22 protein-coding genes are annotated in these 26384 nt (G+C 59.3%); 13 read left to right on the top strand and 9 right to left on the bottom strand.

All coding sequences use genetic code 11. The annotated features are described in order from the left end of the window. Positions 1-2: 2 nt before the first annotated feature. The gene (gene uvrY / locus ALP40_RS19595; protein WP_181113319.1) at positions 3-647 is read right to left on the bottom strand and encodes a UvrY/SirA/GacA family response regulator transcription factor; all 645 of its coding nucleotides are present in this window, start codon (positions 645-647) and stop codon (positions 3-5) included. Positions 648-902: 255 nt separating this feature from the next. Further along, complete coding sequence (locus ALP40_RS19590; RefSeq protein WP_122209843.1) at positions 903-1262, bottom strand: helix-turn-helix domain-containing protein; 360 nt, start codon at positions 1260-1262, stop codon at positions 903-905. Between the two features lie 82 nt (positions 1263-1344). On the opposite strand from ALP40_RS19590, the gene ALP40_RS19585 reads away from it, so the two are divergent. From ALP40_RS19585 to ALP40_RS19540, 11 genes are all read left to right on the top strand, one after another. Beyond that, on the top strand, positions 1345-1575 hold the full coding sequence (locus ALP40_RS19585) for a DNA-binding protein (protein WP_122209842.1): 231 nt from the start codon (positions 1345-1347) through the stop codon (positions 1573-1575). 197 nt (positions 1576-1772) lie between these two features. Then, on the top strand, positions 1773-1919 hold the full coding sequence (locus ALP40_RS25605; protein WP_181113322.1) for a hypothetical protein: 147 nt from the start codon (positions 1773-1775) through the stop codon (positions 1917-1919). A gap of 328 nt (positions 1920-2247) precedes the next feature. After that, a complete protein-coding gene (locus tag ALP40_RS19580) occupies positions 2248-3330 on the top strand; it encodes a 3-deoxy-7-phosphoheptulonate synthase (RefSeq protein WP_122209841.1) in 1083 nt (360 codons plus the stop codon). Positions 3331-3413: 83 nt separating this feature from the next. Beyond that, positions 3414-3695, top strand: a complete 282-nt coding sequence (locus ALP40_RS19575; RefSeq protein ID WP_122209840.1) for a peptidylprolyl isomerase — start codon at positions 3414-3416, stop codon at positions 3693-3695. Between the two features lie 211 nt (positions 3696-3906). Next, positions 3907-5769 (top strand): extracellular solute-binding protein, encoded by a 1863-nt coding sequence (locus tag ALP40_RS19570; RefSeq protein ID WP_122209839.1) that lies wholly within the window; start codon positions 3907-3909, stop codon positions 5767-5769. After that, positions 5770-6834: a microcin C ABC transporter permease YejB gene (locus ALP40_RS19565; RefSeq protein ID WP_122209838.1), complete on the top strand. Its 1065-nt coding sequence runs from the start codon at positions 5770-5772 to the stop codon at positions 6832-6834. It begins immediately after the preceding gene. After that, positions 6834-7856, top strand: coding sequence for an ABC transporter permease (locus ALP40_RS19560; protein WP_181113332.1), 1023 nt, complete (start codon positions 6834-6836; stop codon positions 7854-7856). Before ALP40_RS19565 ends, ALP40_RS19560 begins: the two co-directional genes overlap by 1 nt. Position 7857: 1 nt before the next feature. After that, complete coding sequence (locus ALP40_RS19555) at positions 7858-9441, top strand: ABC transporter ATP-binding protein (RefSeq protein ID WP_122209836.1); 1584 nt, start codon at positions 7858-7860, stop codon at positions 9439-9441. Between the two features lie 57 nt (positions 9442-9498). Further along, complete coding sequence (locus tag ALP40_RS19550) at positions 9499-10911, top strand: sigma-54-dependent Fis family transcriptional regulator (protein WP_122209835.1); 1413 nt, start codon at positions 9499-9501, stop codon at positions 10909-10911. Positions 10912-11164: 253 nt separating this feature from the next. After that, positions 11165-12556, top strand: coding sequence for a GntP family permease (locus ALP40_RS19545; protein ID WP_122209834.1), 1392 nt, complete (start codon positions 11165-11167; stop codon positions 12554-12556). Positions 12557-12566: 10 nt separating this feature from the next. Further along, complete coding sequence (locus ALP40_RS19540) at positions 12567-13325, top strand: 3-hydroxybutyrate dehydrogenase (RefSeq protein WP_122209833.1); 759 nt, start codon at positions 12567-12569, stop codon at positions 13323-13325. Positions 13326-13337: 12 nt separating this feature from the next. On the opposite strand, the gene ALP40_RS19535 is transcribed toward ALP40_RS19540, so the two are convergent. After that, positions 13338-14504: a PilT/PilU family type 4a pilus ATPase gene (locus tag ALP40_RS19535; RefSeq protein WP_122209832.1), complete on the bottom strand. Its 1167-nt coding sequence runs from the start codon at positions 14502-14504 to the stop codon at positions 13338-13340. 111 nt (positions 14505-14615) lie between these two features. Between ALP40_RS19535 and ALP40_RS19530 the strand changes: the two genes are divergently transcribed. Continuing rightward, positions 14616-14891, top strand: a complete 276-nt coding sequence (locus ALP40_RS19530; RefSeq protein ID WP_122209831.1) for a peptidylprolyl isomerase — start codon at positions 14616-14618, stop codon at positions 14889-14891. Positions 14892-14946: 55 nt separating this feature from the next. Here ALP40_RS19530 and pgm read toward each other — a convergent pair whose 3' ends face one another. The 5 genes from pgm to ALP40_RS19505 form a co-directional block, all read right to left on the bottom strand. After that, positions 14947-16593 (bottom strand): phosphoglucomutase (alpha-D-glucose-1,6-bisphosphate-dependent), encoded by a 1647-nt coding sequence (gene pgm / locus ALP40_RS19525; protein WP_122209830.1) that lies wholly within the window; start codon positions 16591-16593, stop codon positions 14947-14949. 106 nt (positions 16594-16699) lie between these two features. Next, a complete protein-coding gene (locus ALP40_RS19520) occupies positions 16700-18976 on the bottom strand; it encodes an ATP-dependent DNA helicase (RefSeq protein WP_122209867.1) in 2277 nt (758 codons plus the stop codon). 156 nt (positions 18977-19132) lie between these two features. Next, positions 19133-20539, bottom strand: coding sequence for a PLP-dependent aminotransferase family protein (locus ALP40_RS19515; RefSeq protein WP_122209829.1), 1407 nt, complete (start codon positions 20537-20539; stop codon positions 19133-19135). 93 nt (positions 20540-20632) lie between these two features. Then, positions 20633-22135, bottom strand: a complete 1503-nt coding sequence (locus ALP40_RS19510; protein WP_122209828.1) for a hypothetical protein — start codon at positions 22133-22135, stop codon at positions 20633-20635. 579 nt (positions 22136-22714) lie between these two features. Beyond that, positions 22715-23737, bottom strand: a complete 1023-nt coding sequence (locus ALP40_RS19505; RefSeq protein ID WP_122209827.1) for a zinc-dependent alcohol dehydrogenase family protein — start codon at positions 23735-23737, stop codon at positions 22715-22717. 318 nt (positions 23738-24055) lie between these two features. On the opposite strand from ALP40_RS19505, the gene ALP40_RS19500 reads away from it, so the two are divergent. Beyond that, a complete protein-coding gene (locus ALP40_RS19500) occupies positions 24056-24973 on the top strand; it encodes a LysR substrate-binding domain-containing protein (protein WP_122209826.1) in 918 nt (305 codons plus the stop codon). 36 nt (positions 24974-25009) lie between these two features. Here the strand turns inward: ALP40_RS19500 and ALP40_RS19495 are convergent, their stop codons facing one another. Next, positions 25010-26332: an MFS transporter gene (locus tag ALP40_RS19495; RefSeq protein WP_122209825.1), complete on the bottom strand. Its 1323-nt coding sequence runs from the start codon at positions 26330-26332 to the stop codon at positions 25010-25012. Between the last annotated feature and the right edge of the window lie 52 nt (positions 26333-26384).

Genomic DNA, 26384 nt, shown 5'->3' with positions numbered 1-26384 from the left:
GTTCAGGCGCTGGCGTCCACCATGCCGTGACGAACTGCCAGTAACGCCAATTCGACATCACTGCTGATGGAAAGCTTTTCAAAGATTCGGTAGCGGTAAGTGTTCACGGTTTTTGGCGACAGGCACAATTTGTCGGAGATGGTCTGGACCTTCTGACAACCGGCAATCATGAGCGCTATCTGGATTTCACGTTCGGACAACAGGTCGAACGGCGAATTGTTGACCTGTGGCTGAAAGGACTTCAGCGCCAACTGCTGAGCGATCTGCGGACTGATGTAGCGCTGACCGGCAAAGACCAGACGAATCGCCTGGACCATTTCGGCAAGGCCTGCACCTTTGGTCATGTAACCGGCCGCTCCAGCCTGGAGCAGGCGAGTCGGAAACGGGTCCTCCTCACACACGGTGACGGCCACAACCTTGATGTCCGGGTGACTGCGCAATAACTTGCGAGTGGCCTCAAGACCACCAATGCCCGGCATCTTGACGTCCATGAGGACGACATCGGGCTTGAATTCCCGCGCCTTCTTCAAGGCTTCTTCGCCGGAATCAGCCTGTCCGACCACCTGCAGACCGTCTATATCGGCCAACATGCGTGTGATGCCTGTCCGAACAAGATCATGGTCATCGACAACTAGCACCCTAATCAAGCAGACACCTCGCGCAACGGTCATAACGAATGCCATTCACCATAACAAAAAACGGCGAGCCAGACCTAGGGGATGTTACCGTTTTCGCATAAACCCTTTCAGCGTGCACACCAGAGCCATGCGCCGCCTGGCATGCGCCCGCGATTGAGCTGGCCTGATCAACACCGCGCCGGCCCCTTTCAACCGCCACTGGCACCTTATACGCAGACAATAAAGCCCGCGATACGAGACATGCCGGCAGGAAACCCGACGCCTTCAACTGTCGGACGGCTTGTCAGTCGTCGTGTAGGAGGCAGACAGTTCCGCCATCGTTGTGGTCAGTCGCCTGATCGCATCCTGGTCTTCCTTGTCAAGCACACGGTAGCTGCCTAGCACCTTTTCTTCGGCAACACTGAGGTTGTCGACCGGGATCGGTGTGGGCGTCCCGGTCAGCACGTAGAGTACATCGACACCTTTGGCTGCTACCGCGGCCAGGTAGTCGGCCTTGGGGGCACGATCGCCACTTTCATACTTCCCTTGAGCGTTCGCTTCCACACCACCGATTTCACCGAAGGCACGCTGAGACAGCCCCAGACGTTCTCTTTCTTTTCTTAGTCGGTACCCAATTCCACTCATTTGAATGCATAACCCTGTTGACCCCATCCTTACGAATGGTAGAATCCAGCTAAAATTAAACTGATTTGAACGGTTTTGAACTATGCCCGGAATACGTACTGCTGCACAAGCCAAGGCCTGGCTCGAACAACAGGGTAAATCTGTTCAAGAATTCGCTCGGGAGAACAGCATTGATCCTGCAACGACCTACCAAGTGCTGGCAGGACGCAAGAAGGGGAAACGTGGCGAAGCGCATAAAGTGGCGGTTTTGCTGGGAATGAAGATCGGCAGCATTCCTTCCGAGCACGAAGAGTCTGAGCCGGCGACCGATTGAAGAAATTTTTTCCGAGTATCGATCAATCCAATTCCTTGTCGTCCAATGGCACAGGCGGACTGACGAAACAGCTTTTTCCGACAGTTTTTGTCAGCAGCTCTACGGCAGCGGCTTTCCTAATCCTGTTAATTGAATTTTCCAATTGAATCGGCGGCCTTGCCTGAAGTAAGCTCCTGCTCATTCAACGGAGATACACCATGCTGACATCAGCCCCAACACAGGTCATCGCCCAGGCCAGCGCTCGTCGCTCGGCGAACGGTGTGGCTGTACAGGCTGCATCGGCCACAGGGCATCTCCAGCTCAACGCTTATTACGGGTATTGGTTTAGCCACTGGCGCGCCTGATACCCATCCGGCGCCCACTCCAAGGGGACGCCAACCAGAGAATTCTCTACCCCCGGTCGGCTACCCGACCGGGGGTTTTGTTTTTTAAGGCCTTCAAAAAAATCACATTGAATCGAATCGAGGAACACGACATGAACAACGCCACTTATTACCGCAACGACATCGACTTCGCCTGGCGATTTAGCCGCCTCCGTTCGGGACAGCCTGCCGCCTCCGATCGGTCACTGCCCGGTGGCAATTGCACACTCATGGCCGAACCGGCCCTTTGTCGAACACCCCAGTAGGGCTCTGAGCGGGAACACCACCCGCCAGCCCAGGAAGCCAGACCATGAATTCGTCCGTTGCCGTAAACCCGTCCGATCTGTCCAGCCACTCGATCACGCTGCCGCACAGAACACCCGTATCGACCCGCCTGCCCAGTGCGCTTGAACTCAAGGCCAGCCTGCCGCTAAGCACCTCTCTGACTGAACAGGTATCCGCCCATCGCCGCGCTGTCAGGGCCATTCTTGAAGGTGATGACACGCGCCTGCTGGTCATCGTCGGCCCCTGTTCTCTCCACGATCCGCAATCGGCACTCGAGTACGCAGAACGCCTGGCCAATCTGGCTGCCGAGGTCAGCGACCAGATGCTGCTGGTGATGCGCGCCTACGTCGAGAAGCCCCGCACGACGATCGGCTGGAAAGGCCTGGCCTACGACCCTCGCCTGGATGGCAGCGATGATATGGCGGTGGGGCTCAAGCTCTCGCGGGAACTGATGCGCGAAATGCTGTACATGGGCCTGCCTGTTGCCACGGAAATCCTTCAGCCAATGGCCGCTGGCTATTTCGACGACCTGCTCAGTTGGGTCGCCATCGGTGCACGCACCACCGAGTCGCAGATTCATCGGGAAATGGCCAGCGGCCTGCCTATGGCGGTCGGCTTCAAGAATGGTACGGACGGCGGCGTGGCGGTTGCCAGTGACGCTATCCGCTCGGCGGCTCACCCGCATCGTCATTTCGGCATGGACAGCCACGGCAACCCGGCCATCATCGAGACTCAGGGCAATCCGGACACGCATATTGTGTTGCGCGGCGGGCACGGCGGCCCCAATCACGACAGCCAGAGCATTGCCAAGGTCCAGACCAGCCTGGCGAAGAACCGGATTGCGGCACGTATCATGGTCGATTGCAGCCACGCCAACAGTGGCAAGGACCCGCTGCGCCAGCCTCAGGTGTTCGACAACGTGCTGGATCAGCGTTTACAAGGCGACACCTCGCTGATCGGCATGATGATCGAAAGTCATCTGTTCGATGGCTGCCAACCCTTGAGCGGAACACTGGAATACGGCGTCTCAGTGACCGATGGCTGCCTGGGCTGGACGGGAACGGAGCAGTTGCTGCGCCGGGCGGTTGATCGGTTGCGTTACAGATAACGGCAACGCAGAGGAACTTTGTCGGGAAATGCCGCACTGATTCCGGTAGGCTATTTCTTTTTTTAAACAGGAGATTTTCCGTCATGGCTAAAGCCACTGCCCGCCACATCCTTGTTTCGAGCGAAGACAAGTGCAACGAACTGAAGACGCAGATCGAAGGCGGCGCTGATTTCGCTGAAGTTGCCAAAGCCAACTCCACCTGCCCGTCCAGCCGTCAAGGCGGTGATCTGGGTTCGTTCGGTCCAGGCCAGATGGTCAAGGAATTCGACACTGTCGTGTTCAGCGCTCCGGTCAACACCGTTCAAGGTCCGGTCAAGACTCAGTTCGGCTACCACTTGCTGGAAGTGACCAGCCGCCAGGACTGATCCTGTCGCCCGGTCACACATCGGTCACTGAACGGCTCATCTTCGGATGGGCCGTTTTTGTTTGTCGCTTGTTGCACCAATGGCCTCAAGTCACTCCCGGACCGCCACGACGGGTTGCGGTCAGCTTGGCGAATCGTGCATTTATCTGTAGAAGATACCGCTGTCTGCTATGCGACGCCGGGCGCTTCTACGGTCAATCGGGATTCGAGTAATGCGTTTTGCTTTTTCTTCACTGCTCGCGGTAACGCTGGCCCTGGCTTCTTGCTCCCTGTTCGCCGCACCGCAACACGCCCTCACTGTCTACGGCGAGGCTGCGCGCTACCCCGCCGACTTCAAACATTTCGATTACGTGAACCCCGAGGCCCCGAAAGGCGGCAGCATGCGTCGCTCGGCTATCGAAATTGGCCAATTCGATCACCTGATGCCGTTCACCGACAAAGGCATGGGCGTGTCTCAGATCAATGGCATGCTGTACTCGCCGCTGGCGGTTCGCTCGATGGACGAGCCTTACACCGTTTACGGGCTGGTGGCCGAAAAGATGGAGCGCAGCGTCGATGGGCTGTCCTTGCGCTTCTACCTCAACCCTAAGGCGCGCTTTGCCGACGGAACAGCCATTACCGCCGAGGATGTGAAATACACCTATGAGCTGCTGATGACCCAAGGCAGCATGCAGTACCGCACCCAGTTCGAGGCAGTCAAAGGCCTGGAAGTGGAATCGCCCACCCGGATTCGTTTCGACTTCAAACACACCGACAGCCGTACGCTGCCCCTTGACCTCGCCTCGCTGCCGGTGTTTCCCGAGCACTGGTGGAAAACTCGCGATTTCGCCAGCGGCGCAGGCTTCGAAGTGCCACCCGGCAGCGGCCCGTACACAATCGCGCACGTCGATCCGGGGCGCACCATCACGTTCAAGCGCAACCCCGACTGGTGGGGCGTGGATCTGCCGGTCAGCCGTGGTCTGTACAACTTCGACACGTTCAGCATCGAATACTTTGGCGACATCGATGTTGCACGCCAAGTACTCAAGGGCGGTGCCTACGACTACAACCGGGAGTTCTCCGCCACCGGCTATTCGATCCGTTACGACAGCCCACAGTTGAGCGACGGGAGATTGCAGAAAGCGCACCTGGCCAAAGGCGCGATACAGAGTTCGCAGGGCTTCGTGTTCAATCTGAGCCGACCGATGTTTCAGGACCGCAGGGTGCGTCAGGCGCTGTCGCTGCTCTGGGATTTCGAATGGACCAACCGGCAGATGATGCGCAATCTGTACATCCGTCAGGACAGCTACTTTTCCAATTCCGACCTGGCGGCCACTGCGTTGCCAACGCCCGCAGAACTCAAGATTCTTGAGCCGTTGCGCGGTCAGGTGCCCGACCAAGTCTTCGACACGGTCTACAAGACCCCCAAGACCGACGGCACTGGTTTCATCCGCGACAAGCAGTTGCAAGCGCTGGCCCTGATGAAAGAAGCCGGCTGGACGCCCAAGGGCGACGAGCTGGTGAATGCTCAGGGCCAGCCTTTCAGCTTTACCTTTCTCAACGGCCAGACCGGGTTCGAACGCATGCTGCTGCCTTACAAGCGCAATCTGGCGCAGATCGGCATCCACTTCGACATTCGACGGATAGACGCTGCTCAGTACCTGAACCGGGTCATGGCCCGTGACTACGACATGATCGTCACCGGTTACCCGGTGTCCACCTCGCCGGGTTCGGAGTTGTACAACAGCTTCGGCTCCAAAGTGGCAATGGACCCTGGGTCGAGCAACTACATGGCGTTGCAGGATCCGGCCGTGGACGCGCTGATCGCGGGCCTGCTCAAGGCTGACAACAAGCAGACAATGACGGACTACGCGCACTGCCTGGATCGGGTGCTGCAGTGGAATTATTACTGGATTCCCAACTATTACCCGCCGGGTTCTTCGACCGTGTGGTGGAACCGTTTCGGGATTCCAAAAATCCAGGCCAGCAACAACGAAGCCATCGAAACCTGGTGGGAGGTCAGTCCGACACCGCTGACCAATGAGCAATTCGCAGCCAAGCGCGGTGCTTCAGCCCTTGTTTCGGAGATGAAGTAGATGCTCGGCTACATTCTGCGGCGTCTGCTGCTGATCATCCCCACATTGCTGTGCATTTTGCTGGTCAACTTCTTTATCGTTCAGGCAGCGCCGGGAGGCCCTGTCGAGCAGGCCATCGCCCGCCTGCAGGGCATCGGCGGCACCACGGCGGGCGCCAGTGCGACCGAATCGGCGGGTGCGGGGCAGTCCAGAGCGTCCCGAGGGCTGGACCCGAAGCTGATCAAGGAGATCGAGCGCCAGTACGGTTTCGACAAACCGCTGCATGAACGGCTGTGGCTTATGCTCAAGAACTATGCGCAACTGGACTTCGGCAACAGCTTTTTTCGTGGTACGACCGTCACGGACCTGATTCTGCAGAAAATGCCGGTGTCCATTTCCCTCGGGCTATGGGCGACGCTGCTGACCTACCTGGTGTCGATCCCGCTGGGCATTCGCAAGGCCGTCAAGCATGGCAGCCAGTTCGACATCTGGAGCAGCACGGCGATCATCATCGGTTACGCCACACCGGCCTTTCTGTTCGCCATGCTGTTGATCGTGGTCTTCTGCGGAGGCACTTCCCTGAGCTGGTTCCCGGTTCGGGGACTGGTGTCGGACAACTTCGACCAGTTATCAACGCTGGGCAAGATCGCCGATTACTTCTGGCATCTGGTGCTACCCGTTTCAGCCCTAGTCATCGGCGGCTTTGCGTCCCTGACCCTGCTGACCAAACATTCCTTTCTCAACGAGATCACACGGCAATACGTGGTCACCGCCAGAGCCAAGGGCATGAGCGAGCAACGCGTGCTGTACGGGCATGTGTTTCGCAACGCGATGCTGCTGGTGGTATCTGGCATCCCTCAGGCGTTTATCAGCGTTTTCTTCGCAGGATCGCTGCTGATCGAGGTCATTTTCTCCCTCGACGGGCTGGGCCGCATGAGTTACGAAGCCGCCGTTTCACGGGATTACCCGGTGGTATTCGGCTCGCTGTTCATCTTTACCCTGTTCGGGCTGCTGATCAAATTGGTCGGTGATGTCTGCTACACCCTCGTCGACCCCAGAATCGATTTCAGCGCGAGGACGGCATGATGCGCAGCCTTTCTCCCCTGGCCCGGCGTCGGCTTGAACGTTTTCGTAGCAACCGCCGCGGCTGGTGGTCGCTGTGGCTGTTCTGCGCCCTCTTCGCCCTCACGCTGGGCGGCGAGCTGATCGCCAATGACAAGCCACTGGTTGTCAGCTATCAGCACTCGTTGTATTTCCCGGTATTCAAGCGTTACACCGAGCAGCAGTTCGGCGGCGAATTGCCGTTCCAGCCGGACTACCGCAGTGACTACGTACATGCACTGATCGACAAGGGCGACGGCTGGATGCTCTTCCCCCCGATACCGTTCAGCGACGACACGCCCAACTACGAGTTGACCATCCCGGCGCCGAGCCCGCCGTCCGCCACCAATTGGCTGGGCACCGATGATCAGGCCCGCGATGTCATGGCCAGAGTCATTTTCGGGGCGCGGGTATCGATCCTGTTTGCTCTGGCCCTGACCTTCATCAGTGCACTGATCGGCATCACGGCGGGTGCGCTTCAGGGTTACTACGGCGGCTGGGTGGACCTGCTCGGTCAGCGCCTGCTGGAGGTCTGGTCAGGCCTGCCGGTGCTGTACCTGCTGATCATCCTGTCAGGCTTTGTCGAACCGGACTTCTGGTGGTTGCTGGGCATCATGGCGCTGTTTTCCTGGCTGACGCTGGTCGACGTGGTACGCGCCGAGTTTCTGCGCGGGCGCAATCTTGAATACGTCAAAGCCGCGCGAGCGCTCGGGCTGAGCGACAGGACCGTCATCGTTCGCCACATCCTGCCCAACGCCATGAATGCCACCCTCAGCTACCTGCCGTTCATTCTTACCGGCGCCATCTCGACCCTGACAGCGCTGGACTTCCTGGGATTCGGCATGCCCGCTGGCAGTGCGTCGCTGGGCGAGCTGATCGCTCAAGGCAAACAGAACCTGCAGGCTCCCTGGCTCGGCCTGACGGCCTTCTTTGCCCTCGCCCTGATTCTCACGCTGCTGGTGTTCATTGGCGAGGCGTTGCGTGATGCCTTCGACCCGAGGTCCTGACATGCAAGACAACCTGATCGAAATCCGCGACCTGAGCGTCGCGTTCAGCGGGCAGACCGTGGTCAGCAACCTGAGCCTGGATATCCGGCCCGGCGAGTGCCTGGCGCTGGTAGGCGAGTCGGGCTCGGGCAAGTCGGTGACCGCCCACTCCATCCTGCAACTGCTGCCCAAGAGCGGCACCGTGACGACGGGCAGTATTACCTATCGTGGCCAACCACTGATCGGCGCGGATGACAGCACCCTGCGGGCACTGCGCGGCAATCGCATCGCGATGATCTTTCAGGAGCCGATGACCTCGCTGAATCCTCTGCACACGGTGGCCAAGCAGATCGGTGAAACCCTGTTGCTGCACCGTGGCATGGGCGGACGTGAAGCGCAGAAACGGATCATCGAGCTGCTGGAGCTGGTCGGCATTCAACAGCCGCATAAACGCCTGAAAGCATATCCCCACGAGCTTTCGGGAGGCCAGCGACAGCGAGTGATGATTGCGATGGCGCTGGCCTGCGAGCCGGAACTGCTGATTGCCGACGAACCCACCACCGCGCTGGACGTTACCGTGCAGCGCAAAATCCTGCTGCTGCTCAAGGAATTGCAGCAGCGTCTGGGCATGTCGCTGCTACTGATCAGCCATGACCTGAATCTGGTGCACAGCATCGCGCAGCGGGTGTGCGTGATGCGGGCCGGTGAAATCGTCGAGCAGGCCGACTGCCAGACTCTGTTCAAGACACCGCAGCACCCTTACAGCCGTCTGTTGCTGGATGCCGAGCCTGCGGGCGAGCCATTGGCGCGTGATACCCGGGAGAAGGTGCTGGAAGTCGATCACCTGAAAGTCTGGTTCTCGCTCACTGGCGGTATTCTGCGGCGGCACAAGGAATACCTGAAAGCGGTCGATGACATCAGCCTGAGCATCGAAGGCGGCAAGACCCTGGGCATCGTGGGTGAATCGGGCTCCGGAAAGTCGACGCTGGGCCAGGCCATTCTGCGGCTGCTGGACTCACGTGGCAGCATTCGCTTTCGCGGCAACGCGCTGGATGGACTGACCCAGAAGCAGATGCGCCCTTGGCGCAAACAGATGCAGGTGGTGTTTCAGGACCCTTACGGCAGCCTCAGCCCGCGCATGTCTGTGGCGCAGATCATTGCTGAGGGTCTTGAGGTGCATGGCGGTCTGGATTCACTACAGTGTGAAGTGGAGGTCATCCGCGCGCTGGAAGAAGTCGGCATCGACCCGCAAACCCGTCATCGCTACCCCCATGAATTTTCCGGAGGGCAGCGCCAACGTATTGCCATCGCCCGCGCACTGGTACTCAAACCGGCACTGATCCTGCTCGACGAACCCACGTCCGCGCTCGACCGCACCGTACAAAAACAGGTGGTCGCTCTGTTGCGCGAGCTACAGCAAAAGCACGGGCTGACCTATCTGTTCATCAGCCACGATCTGGCGGTGGTCAAGGCCTTGGCCCATGATGTAATCGTGGTCAAGGATGGCAAGGTGGTTGAGCGAGGGCCCAGCCACACGGTTTTCGACTCGCCACAGCATCCCTACACCCGGGAGCTGCTGGCGGCAGCGCATCCAGGCTTCATCTGATCGCGAAAAAAAGGGCAGTCTGTGCGGCCAGACGCCCGCTTCCTGACGGAACACCCCATGAACGACAACAACCTCAACGACTATCAAAGCATCCGGCGACTGGCGATTCGATCACTGTTCGAGATCATCGAGCAATCCAGTGAAGGCACCATCATCGTCGACAAGGACGCCCGTATCGTCTGGATCAACGAACGTTATGCACGGCGTTTCGGGCTACAGGACCCATCGCTGGCCATCGGCCAACCCTGTGAAAACGTGATTCCCGGCAGCCTGCTGCGTCAGGTTGCGAGCAACGGGCAGCCGATTCTGCTGGACATGATGGACACTGCCAAAGATCCGCTGGTGGTCATGCGCCTGCCCATCCATGACGACACAGGCGAGCTCATCGGTGCCATTGGTTTTGCGCTGTTCGATCAATTGCAGACGCTGTCTCCCCTGCTCACCCGTTACCTGAGCATGCAGCAGGAACTGGCGACCACCCGCTCGCTGCTCAAGGCGCGCCAGGCCAAATACAGCTTCGCGCACTTCATCGGCACCAGCGAGGCATCCCTGGAGGTCAAACGACGCGCCAGACGCAGCGCCAGCACCCAGTCAACCGTGCTGTTGTTGGGCGAAACCGGAACTGGCAAGGAGTTGCTGGCCCACGCGATCCACAACGCTTCGCCCAGGGCCAACATGCCATTCGTCAGCATCAACAGCGCCGCGATCCCGGAAACACTGCTGGAAGCGGAGTTCTTCGGCACCGCGCCAGGGGCATTCACCGGTGCTGAACGCAAGGGACGTCCCGGCAAACTCAAGATCGCCCAGGGCGGAACGTTATTTCTCGACGAAATCGGCGACATGCCGCTGGCCTTGCAAAGCAAGCTGCTGCGGGTGTTGCAGGAAAAGGAATACGAGCCCGTCGGCTCCAACGAGGTTTTTCAAAGTGATGTGCGCCTGATTGCGGCCACCTCAACCGACCTGGAAGCAGCCATTCAGCGTGGCGATTTTCGTGCCGACCTCTACTATCGGCTGAACGTGCTGCCGATCAAGGTGCCTCCCCTGCGCGAACGCCTGGAAGATCTGCCCGCGCTCAGCGAGGCGATTCTGGAGGAGCTGCGCAGCCATCACGAGCTGGAAAGCGACGCGCTGGGCGTGCTCGCCCGACACGCGTGGCCCGGCAATATCCGCGAGCTGCGCAATGTGCTGGAGCGCGCCGCATTGCTGAGCGACGAATCGTTGCTGTCTGCCAGTGACCTTCAGGCGGCCATCGGAACATTGATGCCGGTGACAGCACCTGTGGCGAGTATGGACATTCCCCTTCAACAGGAAACCTTCAGCGAGGCACGCCAGCGGTTTGATCGGCACCTGATCGAAACCACCTTGCGACAATGCGCTGGCAGTGTGGTGCTGGCTGCCAGTCAACTGGGCCTGGGCCGATCCACGCTGTACAAGAAGATGGCCACGCTGGGTATCGCCGAGTCTCCATAAAGAGACGATCATCTCTTTAGTGAGAATGAGCAAAAACCGCCTATCCTTATAGCCTCCTGGCCTCATTTGCACTGATGGAAATATCCATTCCACACGCCCTGTCTCTCTTTTTAGACAAAAAACTCGACCACCCAATTGCCATTTGATAAAAAGTCATATTTTTCAATGGCTTGCATAAGTGGCATGAAATCCGCTTGGTGGATCCAAAAGCAACCCCGACTTTCATCAAAACAATAACAACAGGAGTCACCTGATGAGCGTTCTCATCGCACTGGCAGCCCTGGCGCTGCTGATGGTGGCCGCGTACCGCGGCTACAGCGTCATCCTTTTTGCACCCATCGCGGCGCTGGGTGCAGTCCTGCTGACCGATCCGTCGGCAGTGGCTCCGGCATTCACCGGCGTGTTCATGGACAAAATGGTCGGCTTCATCAAGCTGTACTTTCCGGTGTTCCTGCTCGGCGCCGTATTCGGCAAGCTGATCGAGCTTTCCGGGTTCTCACGCTCGATCGTTGCCGCCGCCATCGGCGTGCTGGGTACGCGCCAGGCCATGCTGGTAATCGTGCTGGTGTGCGCACTGCTGACCTACGGCGGTGTGTCGCTGTTCGTCGTGGTGTTCGCGGTCTATCCGTTCGCCGCTGAAATGTTCAGGCAGAGCGATATTCCCAAACGTCTGATCCCGGCCACCATTGCGCTGGGCGCCTTCTCGTTCACGATGGACGCTCTGCCCGGCACGCCACAAATCCAGAACATCATCCCGACCACCTTCTTCAACACCACCGCCTGGGCAGCACCCTGGCTGGGGCTTATCGGTACGATCTTCGTGTTTTGCGTCGGCATGCTCTATCTGCAACGCCAGCGCAACAAGGCGCAACGTGCCGGAGAAGGCTACGGCACCGAACTGCGCAACGAACCGGAAACCGCGTCGGACCTCAAACTGCCCAACCCCTGGCTCGCGCTGTCGCCGCTGGTAGCGGTTGGCGTCATGAACCTGCTGTTTACCGGGTGGATCCCCCAGTGGTACGGCAAGACCCATACCCTGGAGCTGCCGGGCATGGCGACGCCGGTGCAGACCGAAGTCGCCAAGGTCACCGCCATCTGGGCCGTGGAAGCTGCCCTGCTGGTGGGCATTCTGATGGTGCTGGCGTTCGGCTTTCGCGCCATTCAAAGCAAGCTGGCCGAGGGCACCAAAAGCGCGGTCAGTGGCGCGTTGCTGGCGGCCATGAACACAGCCTCCGAATACGGTTTCGGAGCAGTCATTGCGTCGCTGCCGGGCTTTCTGGTGCTGGCGAACGGCCTGAAGAGTATCCCCAATCCGCTGGTCAACGAGGCGATTACCGTCACGCTGCTCGCCGGCATCACAGGCTCCGCGTCTGGCGGCATGAGCATCGCCCTGGCGGCCATGTCACAGCAATTCATCGCCGCCGCCAACGCCGCCAACATTCCGCTGGAAGTCCTGCACCGAGTGGCATCGATGGCCAGTGGCGGCATGGATACCCTGCCGCACAACGGGGCAGTGATCACCTTGCTGGCCGTGACCGGACTGACCCACCGCGAAGCATACAAAGACATTTTCGGCATCACATTGATCAAGACACTGGCGGTGTTCGTCGTCATAGCAACGTTCTATGCCACCGGTATCGTGTAAGGAATCGACTATGAATCTGCAAGGCAAAACCGCGCTGGTGACAGGCTCTACCAGCGGCATCGGTCTGGGTATCGCGCTGGAACTGGCCAAGGCCGGTGCCGATGTGATTCTCAACGGGTTTGGCGATACGGCCGACGTGATCAGGCAGGTCGAAGAGGCTGGCACCAAAGTGGGTCACCATCCGGCCGATGTGAGTGATCCGGCCCAGATCGCCGATATGATCGCTTACGCCGAGCGGGAGTTTGGCGGTGTCGACATTCTGGTCAACAACGCGGGTGTCCAGCACGTGAGCAGCATTGAGGACTTCCCCGTGGAACGCTGGGATTCGATCATCGCCATCAACCTGTCTTCGGTGTTTCATACCACGCGCCTCTCCCTGCCAGGCATGAGCAAAAAAGCCTGGGGGCGAATCATCAATATTGCTTCGGTACACGGTCTGGTCGGCTCCGAGGGTAAAGCCGCATACGTAGCCGCCAAGCATGGCGTGATCGGCCTGACCAAAGTTGTGGCGCTGGAGACGGCGTCCACTCAGATCACTTGTAACGCCATCTGCCCAGGCTGGGTGCTGACGCCCTTGGTGCAGCAGCAGATCGACGCCCGGGGCGGCACCGAACAGGCGCGATACGACCTGCTGGCCGAAAAGCAGCCATCGCTGGATTTCGTGACACCCAAGCAACTGGGTGAACTGGCGTTGTTCCTATGCAGCGATGCGGCCGTCCAGGTAAGGGGCGCCGCCTGGAATGTCGATGGCGGCTGGCTCGCCCAGTAACGGCGTTGCCGATCAACTTTGGGACGGGGGTTCGTCGTCGACCAACCCCCATTGAGCCATGTCGGGTTTGCTCGCCGCAGTAGGCGCGGCTGGCGCTGTCGTCAGGGTGGTCGCCCCGCCCTCGCCGTGTAGTTTGAGGCGTAGGCGAACGTTGTTTTGCGAGTCCGCATGCTTCAGGGCTTCTTCCTCGCTGATCGCGCCTTCCACGGCCAGATTGAACAGCGCGGTGTCGAAGGTCTGCATGCCCAGGCTGCCGGACTTCTCCATGATGCCTTTAAGCTCGGTCAACTGGTTGCGCTGGATCAGATCACGAATGGTCGGCGTGCCCATCATCACCTCGACTGCCGCACGGCGCTTGCCGTCCGGGGTTTTGACCAGGCGCTGAGACACGAACGCCTTGAGGTTGTTGCCCAGGTCATGCAGCAGTTGCGGGCGGCGCTCTTCCGGGAAGAAGTTGATGATCCGGTCCAGCGCCTGATTGGCGTTGTTGGCGTGCAGGGTCGAGATGGCCAAGTGTCCGGTGTCGGCAAACGCGAGCGCGTGTTCCATTGTCTCGCGGTCGCGGATTTCACCGATCAGAATCACGTCCGGCGCCTGACGCAGGGTGTTTTTCAGCGCGGCCCTGAAGCTGCGGGTATCGACGCCCACTTCGCGCTGATTGACAATGGACTTCTTGTGCCGGTGGATGAACTCGACCGGGTCTTCGATCGTGATGATATGCCCGCTGGCATTGCGGTTGCGGTAGTCGATCAATGCCGCCAGCGACGTGGATTTACCCGATCCGGTGGCGCCGACGAACAGCACCAGACCGTGCTTTTCCATGATCACGTCAAGCAGGATCGGCGGCAGATGCAGGTCTTCGAATCGCGGGATGTCCAGCTTGATGTTACGGGCTACGATCGACACTTCGTTGCGCTGCATGAAGATGTTGATCCGGAAACGCCCGATGCCGGCAAGTGACACGGCCAAATTCATTTCCAGTTCGCGCAGAAATTCAAGTTTCTGCTCTTCATCCATCAGCTCTTGAGCGATCTTGGCCACGTCGCCCGGCTTGAGGGTTTCGGTCCCCAGCGGCTTGAGCACGCCGTTGAACTTGGCGCAGGGCGGCGCTCCAGTGGAAAGGTACAGGTCCGATCCGTCCTGACTGGCCAGAATCTTCAACAACGCCGGGAAATCCATAATCACTACCGTACGAAATCAGAGTGGAAAAACGTTTGCCTGTCGCCTGAGCGCCAGATGCTGCAAGGACAGGCATAATGGCAGGCTTTTACAGTTGCTGGATATCGAGACATGAAAGCACAGGCCCGCCATATCCTGGTGAAAACTGCCGAAGAGGCCGAACAGCTCAAGCAGCGTATCGCCAAGGGCGAGGCGTTCGATGTGCTGGCCAAGAAGCATTCTAGCTGCCCGTCCGGCAAACGCGGCGGCGATCTGGGCGAGGTTCGGCCAGGGCAAATGGTCGGGGCTATCGATCAGGTGATTTTCAAGAAGCCGCTGCGCATTGTTCACGGGCCGATCAAAAGCAAGTTCGGCTACCACTTGGTGCAAGTGTTTTACAGGGATTGACGAAAACGGCCCGCCTGCGCAACACGCAGGCGAGCCGTCAGTGTCGCCTGATTGCTTACTTAGCGGAAATTGCGCTGTCCACCAACACCTGCGCCTCTTCCACCAGACGCTTCAGGTGATCTTCGCCCACGAAACTTTCGGCGTAGATCTTGTAGATGTCTTCGGTACCCGAAGGGCGCGCCGCGAACCAGCCGTTTTCGGTCATGACCTTCACGCCGCCAAAGGCCTGATCGTTGCCCGGCGCGTTGCTCAGCACATTCTGAATCGACTCGCCCGCCAGTTCAGTGGACGTAACCTGCTCCGGCGAGAGCTTGCTCAGCAGGGCCTTTTGCTGCGGGTTTGCCTTGGCATCGACCCGGGTCGAATAAGGCTTGCCCAACTGCTCGGTCATGGTCTGGTAATGCTCGCTCGGGTCACGGCCGGTGCGCGCAGTGATTTCAGCCGCCAGCAAAGCAGGGATCAGACCGTCCTTGTCGGTGGTCCAGACCGTACCGTCGCGACGCAGGAACGAAGCCCCTGCACTTTCCTCACCGCCGAAGCCCAACGAACCTTCGTACAGACCGTCAGCGAAATACTTGAAGCCTACCGGCACTTCGTACAAGCGACGGCCCAGACGCGCAGCAACACGGTCAATCATGCCGCTGCTGACCACGGTCTTGCCCACCGCAGCATCAGCGCGCCACTGCGGACGATTCTGGAACAGGTAATCGATGGACACCGCCAGGTAGCTGTTGGGCGTCATCAAGCCGCCGGTCGGAGTCACGATACCGTGGCGGTCGTGGTCCGGGTCGCAGGCAAAGGCGACCTGATAACGATCTTTCAGGCCAATCAGGCTCTGCATGGCGTGGCTGGACGACGGGTCCATACGAATCTGGCCGTCCCAGTCGACGCTCATGAAGCGGAAGGTCGGGTCGACGAACGGGTTCACCACGTCCAGATTCAGGCCGTAATGCTCGCCAATCGCGGTCCAGTAGTTGACCCCGGCGCCCCCCAGCGGATCGACGCCCAGACGCAGACCCGCCTCACGGATTGCATCTATGTCTATGACACTCTTCAGGTCCGCCACGTAAGTATTGACGTAGTCGTGGCGGTGAGTGGTGTCGGCGCGCAACGCCTTTTCGTGGCTCATGCGAGAAACGCCCAGCACTTTTTCGGCCAGCAATTCGTTGGCCTTGTTCTCGATCCACTTGGTGACGTCGCTGTCGGCCGGGCCGCCGTTGGGCGGGTTGTACTTGAAGCCGCCGCTCTGTGGCGGATTGTGCGACGGGGTGATCACGATGCCGTCTGCAAGGCCCGAGGTACGGCCACGGTTGTAGCAGATGATCGCGTGCGAAACCGCAGGTGTGGGCGTGTATTCGTCGCCTTGAGAAATCATCACCTGTACGCCATTGGCCGCCAGCACTTCAAGCGCCGTTGCCGCAGCAGGCGTGGACAGTGCGTGGGTGTCTGCACCCAGAAACAGCGGGCCATCGATGCCCTTGGCCTGACGGTACAGACAGATCGCCTGGCTGATGGCCAGAACATGCCACTCGTTGAAACTCAGTTCGAAAGACGTACCGCGATGCCCCGAGGTGCCGAACGACACACGCTGTGTGGCAACCGAAGCGTCGGGCTGGCCGGTGTAGTAAGCCGTGACCAGTCTCGGGATATCGACCAGTAACTGCGCAGGTGCCAGCTTGCCGGCGAAAGGACTGAGACTCATACAACCTCCGTGGATAAAAAAGGAATTCGGACAGAAAAAACCGAACCAACCGCAAGCGATGCGGCAGTTTACTGGCAGTTCGACAGCGGTGCTTGCATATCGATCCTTAAGTCGTTGACTCAACGGGTCGCCACCACGCGGGAAACAACTGCGTCACCTTGCGCTCGGCGAAACGGTCATCGATCAGCATCACCACACCGCGATCGCTTTGACTGCGGATCACGCGCCCCGCTGCCTGTATGACTTTTTGCACGCCGGGATACAGGTAGGTGTAATCGTAGCCAGCGCCAAACAAGGTCGCCATGCGCTGTTTGAACTGTTCATTGACAGGATTGAGCTGAGGGAGCCCCAGCGTCGCGATGAACGCGCCAATCAAGCGGGCACCCGGCAGGTCGATCCCCTCGCCGAAAGCCCCACCCAGTACCGCGAAACCGATGCCTTGGCTGCTCAGAGTGAAGCGTTCAAGAAAGGCATGCCGCTCGCTCTCGCCCATCCCCCTCGCCTGCTGCCAGAGCGCGATGTGCGGATGAGCGCGCGCCATCAGCTCGGCGACCTGCTGCAGGTAATCAAAACTGCTGAAGAAGGCGAGGTAATTGCCCGGTCGGCCCTGAAACTGCTCAGCCATCAGCTCGACGATAGGTGCCAGTGACGCCTGTCGATGGGTGTAGCGCGTGGAGATGCGGCTGACGATATGTACGTCCAGTTGCTCGTGATGGAAAGGTGATTCCACATCGATCCACACTGTGTTGGCAGGCAGGCCAAGCAGATCACGATAGTAGTGACTGGGGTTGAGCGTGGCGGAGAACAGCACGGTGCTGCGCGCTGCCGTCAGACGCGGCTGAATAAAACGAGCTGGCACCACATTGCGCAGACTCAGACGCGACAGGCTGCCTTTGCTGCCGACGTCCCGTTTGGCGATGTCGAACAGAAAGTGTTCGTCGAACAGCTCGGCAATTCGCACAAAGCCAATGGCCTCCAGATAAAAGCCCTGCAAGGCGACGTCCACCGCATGTGGATGATCATTGAAATGATCGCCGATGGTGGAAATGCAAAGGTTGAGGCTGTTGAGGAACTTGTCAGGCAGCCGCGCGTAGGCTTGATATTCACCGACCTGTTCCTTGTGCAGCGCCGTCCACTGTCGGCTCACGCGCTGCAAGGCTTTCTTCACCGGCTCCGGCGCCGTATGGATCAACGTCTTGACGGTGCCTTGATCGAGCGTGGCGCTGTACATCTGCCGTGCGCGCTCGACCATGTTATGGGCCTCATCGACCAGCGTTGCGACACGCCACTGATTTAACTGGCCAAGACCGAACAGCAGCGCGCTCAAGTCAAAATAATAGTTGTAGTCGGCCACCACCACATCGGCCCAACGCGCCAGTTCCTGACTCAGGTAATACGGGCAGACCTGATGCTGCAGTGCGACGTCGCGCACACCGGCCTGATCCAGCCAGGGCGATTGCAGCGCCGCCGAACGTGCGGCAGGCAGACGATCATAAAATCCTTTGGCCAGAGGACAGGAATCGCCGTTACAGGCTTTGTCCGGATACTCGCAGGCTTTGTCCCGCGCCACCAGCTCCAGCACCCGCAACGCAAGCGCGGGCGCACTGTCGCCAATGACCTGCAGGGCATTCAGCGCCAGCCGTCGACCGGGTGTCTTGGCGGTCAGGAAAAAAATCTTGTCCAGCTTCTGGACCGGCACGGCCTTGAGCAGCGGGAACAGCGTACCGACGGTCTTGCCGATGCCGGTCGGAGCCTGCGCCATCAGGCAGCAACCGGTGCTCACGGCCTTGTAGACCGACTCGGCCAGGGTTCGTTGGCCCGTGCGAAACGCGGAATGGGGAAAGGCAAGCGTACCCAGCGACTGATGCAGCGCCTGGCTATGGGCGAGTTCCTGTCGCGCCCAGTTCAGGAACAGGGTGCACTGCTGCTCGAAAAAACCTTGCAGCGTCTCGGCATCGAAGTGCTCGCGAATCAGGGTTTCCTGCTCAGTGACGATGTTGAAATAGACCAGCGCCAGCGTGACGTCCTGCAGATCAAGCTGCTGGCAGAGCAGCCAGCCATACACCTTCACTTGCGCCCAATGCAGCTGGCGATGGTTGGTCGGCATGGCGTCCAGCTCGCCACGGTAGGTCTTTACTTCCTCCAACTGGTTGCGAGCAGCGTCATAGCCGTCCGCCCTGCCCCTGACGGTCAGCTCGTGGTAGTCACCGCTGAGGCTCAGTTCAGCCTGATAATCCGCTCCGCGACGGGAGGCGACCGTGCGATGCCCGGCGATACCTTCCTGTGCCGTGGGCGATGGCGTGAAGCGCAGGTCGAGATCGCCCACCTTGGCAGTGAATTCGCACAATGACCTGACGGCGACCGTATACCGTTTCGCAGGCATCAGGCCGCAGGCAGGCATTGATTCGGTGCGGGCGGGAATGAGAGAGGTCACTGCGCGAAGAAGCCATTGATTGCAAATACTGGACAGGCGTCCAGTTAACCGCGTCATACAGAATCTGGCAAACACAAATGGATCGACGGGCACCGGCTTGCGCCATCATGGGAGGACGGCCTGCTCAAACGCTTCCCGCAGCGCTGCCAGCAGCGGGTCAATGGCGTAGCGGCGGTCGAACGTAAAACTAATGCGCAGCGATTGTCGATACCAGCCCTGGGTGCTGAACAGCTCGCCGGGCATCATGACGATCCGTTCGCGCAGCAGACTGTCGGTGGCGCGACGCATGTCCACCGGGTAACGACTCTCGGCCCAGATCCCGCTACCACCTGCTGGCACGTCGTAGCGCAACGTTTGGCCCAGATGACAATCCAGCGCGTGAGTCATGTCCCGCATGTGTCGGACAAGCGCAGCGACAAGATCGCCCAGGTGCACATCAAAGCGCCCACTGCTATGGAGCCTGGCAATTGCTTTTTGACGCAGCGGCGACAACTCGAAAGCACGCAGAAGAAAATAGCGCTGCCATTGGATCCTGCCTCCCCGGCACAGCAAATAGCCGTACGGGGCCTCAGGCCCAAGGGTCTTGGCGAATGAACCGAGGGTGATGAGGCGTTCCGGATCGATGAAGTCTCGTAACCGGACAGGTTGAGGCGCAAACAGCAAGTCGGTGTGGCTGTCATTTTCCAGCACCCACACACCCGACCGATTCAACCGCTCAGCCATCGACCGTGTGTTGCCGGCGGGCCTGACGCTGCCACGAACAGGATTGAGCACCGATGACAGCAGCGCCAGGGTGATGCGTTGCTCCAGGAGCAATTGATCGAGAAGCGTCAGATCAATGCAGCCGAGGGCGTCCAGTGGTATCTCGATGATACGGATGCCGTACGCTTGAAACCGCCGTAGCAGCGACCATGCGCAAGGCGACTCGACCAGCACAGGGGTCGAGCGCAAGGACAGTGCTTCAATGACAGCGTCAAGCATCGCAGGCAGATCCGGGCCGATGAATACCTCATCGGCATGCCAGTCCTGCTCGGTACTGTGCGTATAGCGGGCTGCCAAGGCCGTTCGCAATTCATGGCTGCCAAACGGCTGAGCGCTGTCATTGCCCTGTGCCGAGTAGATCCGCGCCGTGCCCCGCTCCATCGCCCGCAACGCGTCGTCCGCTTTCTGTACGACTGTCGGCTCATCGTGCCCCAGCCTGTACATTCCGGCTCGCAGACTGCTTCGGCAGAGCCTTTCAAGAAGCGGGTCGTCTTCCTGTGCCCAAGCCTGAGCGTCACCGCTGCTCTGATCAGCGACCGAGTAATAGCCTGATTTCGGAACCGAACAGACACGGCCTTCTTTTTCCAGTAACGAATAAGCGCTCTGCACCGTCGATATCGACACTCCAAGACGCCGCGCCAGTTGCCGAAGCGAAGGCAGTTTGATGGACGATGTCGCCTCGGACTCCGTGACCAGGCGCAACAGATAGCGGTACACCGCCTGATAAGCGAAATCCGTTTTGCTTTTCATCCAAGGTCTACCTGGCTCGGCCAAAGGAGGGTTCCAGGCAGTGATCGCATGCCCGATGCCATGCGCCGAACCTGGTTATGGCGGTCAGCGAATTCAACGCCCGGACACAATCTGCACGACCGATTCACCCGTTACCGGATTGACTGTCGTGACCTTGCGCTTGTCAGGGTCGGCAGCCCGTATGCGGGCGATGATCGACTGTCCATCGCTGAAGTCCACACGACGCTTGATATAGAGGCTGCGCAAGCCTTCAAGGGCCAGGCCACTGTTGTCCGTCAACCAGTGCATGACTTGGTCCGATGCCGTCGCGCCCGACAAAACCCGGTGCAGGTCAGGCAAAGCGATGAGCATTCCGGGATGATTACGGCGCAGGTAATCTTCCAGTCCACGCCCCTCGTTCACAAAGGGCGAGAACAGCATGCAGATCAGTTGGGTTTCGCTGAGGCCATAGCCTTCCTGGGCAAACGTCGTCGCCAATTGACGCCGCGCTTCAATCCGGTCATGACCGGCGTAGGCGTTCATGGCCTGATCGACCAGGCGCGCTGGCATCTGTTTGGTTCGCATCAGCGATGTCGCCAGCGCCAGATACTCGACGATCCCGTCCGCATAGCTGCGACCTTGAACGTACTGCGCGCTCAACCCACGCATGTGCGCCATGAGCATTGGATTGGCACAGTCCGACTCGCTGAAGTTGAACGACAGGTCGTCGAACCGAAAATCCAGGAACTCGGTCAGCAGCGCCCAGTGCTCGTCGGCTTTGCAACTCACCAGATCGGCGATACCGATTAACGCCGGCAGGCTGGACCTGATGGGCGAGACGATCGGCTTGACCGGCTTCTCGACAGGCTCGGCTTCGCCGTAAAGCTCGTGGTGAAAAGCACTGGCCAAGTGGTCGAGCGTTCTGAGCGCACTGTTGAAGCGATGACTCTTCCAGTGCCCGGTGTTATGACCAAAGCCCTGGGCCAGACGCATCAACCAACCGATGTACTGTTTCTGCTCCTTGCGCGAGTCCCCGCTGACCAGTGCATCTACGCCCTTGCCCCAAGACGACGCCCGCCCGATGAATTCGGCCAGGCCCAGGTAGCAGCTGTTGCAAAACGTCGTTCGCGCATCACCCGCCGACAGATGACCGGCCAGTAGCATGTCGGACCTGCTCTGCTCACGACCGGCACTGGAGAACGGCAGGTCCGGCTCAAAAGGCTGAATGTATTTGTTGTCAAACACCAGCATTTCGACCCGGGGATCATCGTAGAGAAACAGCGCACCGTAACTGCGATTGATGTTGTCCATGACCGCAGGCGTCATGCCCGCGTGACGTCGGCTGGCCACCCTCAGGTTGAACGTGCCGGGCGCTCTGCACGCGATACTCAACTGTGCAGCCCTGACGAACGCAAGGGTGTAGGCACTGTCCTTGCCGCCGCCGAAGGGCACCAGCACCTTGAAGCTGGAGATTCGCTCTATGCCCCCCGCCGCCACGATCAATCGCTGAATCAGCAATTGCAGCGCTGTTCGCTCCGCGCGCGAAAAGTAACCCAGCAGACGCTGCAGCACCTGCTGATAGACATAGTTCATTGCCTGTTCGTGAATGGCGCTCATTGCATGCTCCCTGCCCGCTCACCGTTGTAGAACGCCGTATGGATACGGCCTCTAAAAACGGACTGACGACCGAATATATAATCGACCACGACTCATTCCCTGAGTAATCATTACCCAACTATTATCAGTATCCTTGAAACAATTACAAGGTACAGATAATCAATAAAAATAAGTGCAGCTCGCCTGCAGCCTCCTGATTATTAAACATTACGTTTATTTAATGCAGTTGAAGCACCCGCGACCTGCCTCTCTTTTTAAAGCACATTCCCACAACCTGAGGGCCACGCTGTGCGGGCACTTTCACGCCACGCAAGCACGATAACTTCTTAAACTCGACACTAAGCGTAGGAAAAGTTAGTTGCCCAAGAGGCTTTCTGAGAGAACGATTAAACATGATTACTCACCGCACGCAGCGAGCGCATCCATGTCCCGCAGAAATACTTCACGCCGCATCAGGCGCTGTACGTTAGTGATATTTCTTGTATGAGCATGCGCATCACGGGGCAAACAAAAAAGCCTTCCGCGAGGAAGGCTTTAGCATGAACAACAGCAGTATGGCTGGCCGGGACAATCAATCGGTCAAGCCGACTCGATCTCCAGAACGGCGCGCCCGCCAATTGGGCAAGTGTCCATGTAACGATGCGCCTGCACCACCTGCTCGAACGCAAAACTGCGGGTTTGCAGCGGGGTCAGCACTTGATCGGCGGTCAACTGATTGATATCGCGCAACGCCCGCTGCAACGCCTCCGCATCCTGAGTGATGCCCAGTTCAGGCTTGCCAGTGAAGTTGCCCAGGCAGTGCACATAGAACTGAATGTTCTTCTGAAAAGCGGCACACGCCGGGAATGGGGTCTGGTTGCCGCCCTGCAGCCCGTACAACACCAGGCTACCACGCGGTGCCAACACATCGCCCATCAGTGACATCTGCGGGCCGCCCAAGCCATCGAATACTGCATCGACTCCACGGTTATCGGTGTATTTGTTGATCGCCATGAGCAAGTCCTGCTCTTCGGTGACCACCACCTTGTCGGCGCCCAGCGACAGCAGATACTCGCGAGCATCGTCGGTCTTGGTGGCCGCGATGACGCGCACACCCAATGCCTTGCCCAACTGCACGAACGACGGTCCGGAACAATGACTGGCGTCGGTCACCAGCACCGACTGGCCGGGCTTGACGCGCGCCAGATCGACATAAGCGAAATAGGCCACCAGATAAGGCGTGTAATGCACGCTCGCCTGAACCGCGGTCAGCACGTCCGGATAACGGACCAGCGCCTTGCGTGGTAACACAATGGACTCGCCATACACGGGATGGTCGTTGGCGTCGGCTGCCGGAAAACTGGCCACCTTGTCGCCTACGCTCAAATCAACGACACCTTCGCCCAGCGCGGTCACCACGCCGGCCATTTCATACCCCAGACCTGCCGGTAGCCGGGCCTGGGTAGAAGCCAGATTTTGTCGCCAGAGAACGTCATACCAGCTGACGCCGATTGCCTGGACGCGCACTTGCACCTCACCGGGTGCAGGCAACGCGTCGGGGTGCTCTTCGATCTTGAGCACCTCGGCCGGGCCAAACTGGTTAAAACGGATCATGCGGGACATTGAGAACCTCGCCTCGTAAACCTTGATGCCACAAACTCTATCCGGGCATTGCCGGTAACACTATCAGTGGCTATTAATAGTCGACATGCCTGTCATCGATTGTCCCTGAAAGGCTGCACAGCTTGCCAGACAACGCTTGTGCGGCGATTCGAAGATGGCGGCCATTGTTCGCATGTCGACGAAACATTGCAACCCGTGCGCACATTTAACGCAGGTCAATCATCCTTCTGTTAATTTTTGATTCGTGAAATCGACGTTTGCTCGTACTATCGCACCCTGCCCCCGCTTCCATTCGACACATGGCCCGAGACCCTTCGTATGAATCGCAACGACCTGCGTCGCGTCGACCTCAATCTGCTCATCGTCTTTGAAACCCTGATGCATGAGCGAAGCGTGACGCGAGCGGCGGAGAAACTGTTCCTCGGCCAACCGGCCATCAGCGCCGCCCTGTCGCGCTTGCGCGGGCTGTTCGACGATCCGCTGTTCGTGCGCACCGGCCGCAGCATGGAGCCTACCGCTCGCGCTACGGAAATCTTCGGGTTGCTCTCTCCGGCGCTGGACTCCATCTCCACCGCCGTCAGCCGCGCCTCGGAGTTCGACCCGGCCACCAGCACCTCGGTATTCCGTATCGGCCTGTCCGACGACGTCGAGTTCGCTCTGCTGCCCACCCTGCTCAAGCGCCTGCGTTCCGAAGCGCCGGGCATCGTACTGGTGATCCGACGCGTCAACTACATCCTGATGCCGCCACTGCTGGCCTCGGGCGAAATCTCGGTGGGCGTCAGCTATACGCAAGACCTGCCTGCCAACGCCAAGCGCAAAGTCTTGCGCCGTAGCAAGCCACAACTGCTGCGCGCCGACTCGATTCCCGGCCCACTGAGCCTCGACGACTTCTGTGCACGCCCCCACGCGCTGGTGTCCTTCGCCGGCGACCTGAGCGGGTTCATCGACGAGCATCTGGAGCAACTGGACCGCAAACGTCACGTCGTGCTGGCTGTTCCGCAATTCAACGGTCTGGCGACACTGCTGACCGGCACCGACATCATCGCCACCGTCCCGGACTACGCCGCGCAAGTGCTGACGGCGGCGGGTGGCGTGCGGGCGGAAGAACTGCCGATTGAAACGCGTACGTTTGAACTGCACATGGCCTGGCGTGGCGCGCAGGATAATGATCCGGGGGAACGGTGGTTGAGGTCGCGGATTCAGATGTTTTTCGGGGATCCAGACAGTCTGCAATGAAAGTCCCGACAGCCCTCGCCATCGGGACCAAAACCCTCAGAGACCTGCCTGGGCCACCAACACTTGCCTGCGATGAGAAAACAACTGCAAGAACGCCCCGCCGAGCGCGCAGCCTGCCATGACAAAGAAACACACCGTATAGCCTTGAAGACTGGTCCAGCCACCGCCCATGCTGATCAGCGTACCCATCAATATCGGTGCGATGCCGCCACCGATGAACATCGCGGTGGTGATGATGCCGTTAGCGGTCGATGTCGCTGAAGGCTGTGCGGAGTCGGACGCCACTGCGTAGTAGATCGGCCAGACTGCGTTGGCAACCAGACCGAACAGCAGCTGCACGACGATAACGATCAGCGTGGTGCTGGCGAAGTAGAACGCCCCCACGCTGGCCGCCATCCAGACGCCGCAGATGAGCAGCGTCACCCGGCGACCGATGATGTCAGACAGCGACGGCCAGACCAGTTGACCCAGGATGCCCGTCAGGGTGAACACCACGCTCATCCCTGCCGACTCGGCCAGCGACAGGTGAAGTATGTTGTACAGGTAAGCAGGCAGGACAATGTTCACGCCCATGTACACCACTTGCGTCAGCATCGTGTTGCCGGCGGTGAGGGCAATGTTGCGATTGGCGAGCGTTGCCTTGAACGTTTCCCAGGCCTGGCCTTTGACGTTGGTCGATGGCGTGCTGTCCGGTGGGGTCATGCCTTTGGCGGCGATGTCCGCGTACAACTGAGTGATGCGTTCGGCAGTCGAGTAGCGCGACCAGAAAATCATCAAGGGCAGCGCGACCACGAAGGCGAAAAAGAACACGTAGCGCCAGTTGTCTTCACCGAACGTGGTGATCACGAAGCTGGCGACAATACCGCTGAGCATTGCGCCGATAGGATAACCGGTGTGGTGAGCGCCCAGAGCAAAACCTCGGCGCTCCACGGGCCACCATTCTGCGGTGTTACTGACGCCGACAGGCTCGCCCCACCCTGCCCCCAGGTTCACACCCACCCGCAAAGCGACGAAGCTGGCCAGGCTTCCACTGAGCGCTTTGAAGCCTGAAAGGAAAGAAAGCGCGGTGTAGCCCAGCACCAACGGAACCTGAAAGCGCGCCCGTTTCCAACCGCCGCCATAGCGGTCGCTCCAGATGGATCCGGGAATATCCAGAACGGCCAGGGCCAGCATGACGACAGTGGCCAAAGTGCCCCACTGATCCGCCGACAAGTCGAAGTGCTTGGAAATGGTCGGCCCCAAGCGCAGGACGATCTCGCGATCATAGGCGTTGAGGATCCAGATCATCCAGCACACCAATAAAGATACCCAAGAGAAACGGTGGATCTGGCCCAGCGATGCTTTTTTATTATTTTGCACGGGAGAATCTCCAGGCGTGCCATGCACGCTCTGTAAAGAGAGTTCAGTTGTC

It is taken from the genome of Pseudomonas viridiflava, from assembly GCF_003702045.1.
Lineage (GTDB): Bacteria > Pseudomonadota > Gammaproteobacteria > Pseudomonadales > Pseudomonadaceae > Aquipseudomonas > Aquipseudomonas viridiflava_C.
This window is presented reverse-complemented; position numbering and strand designations above follow the sequence as displayed.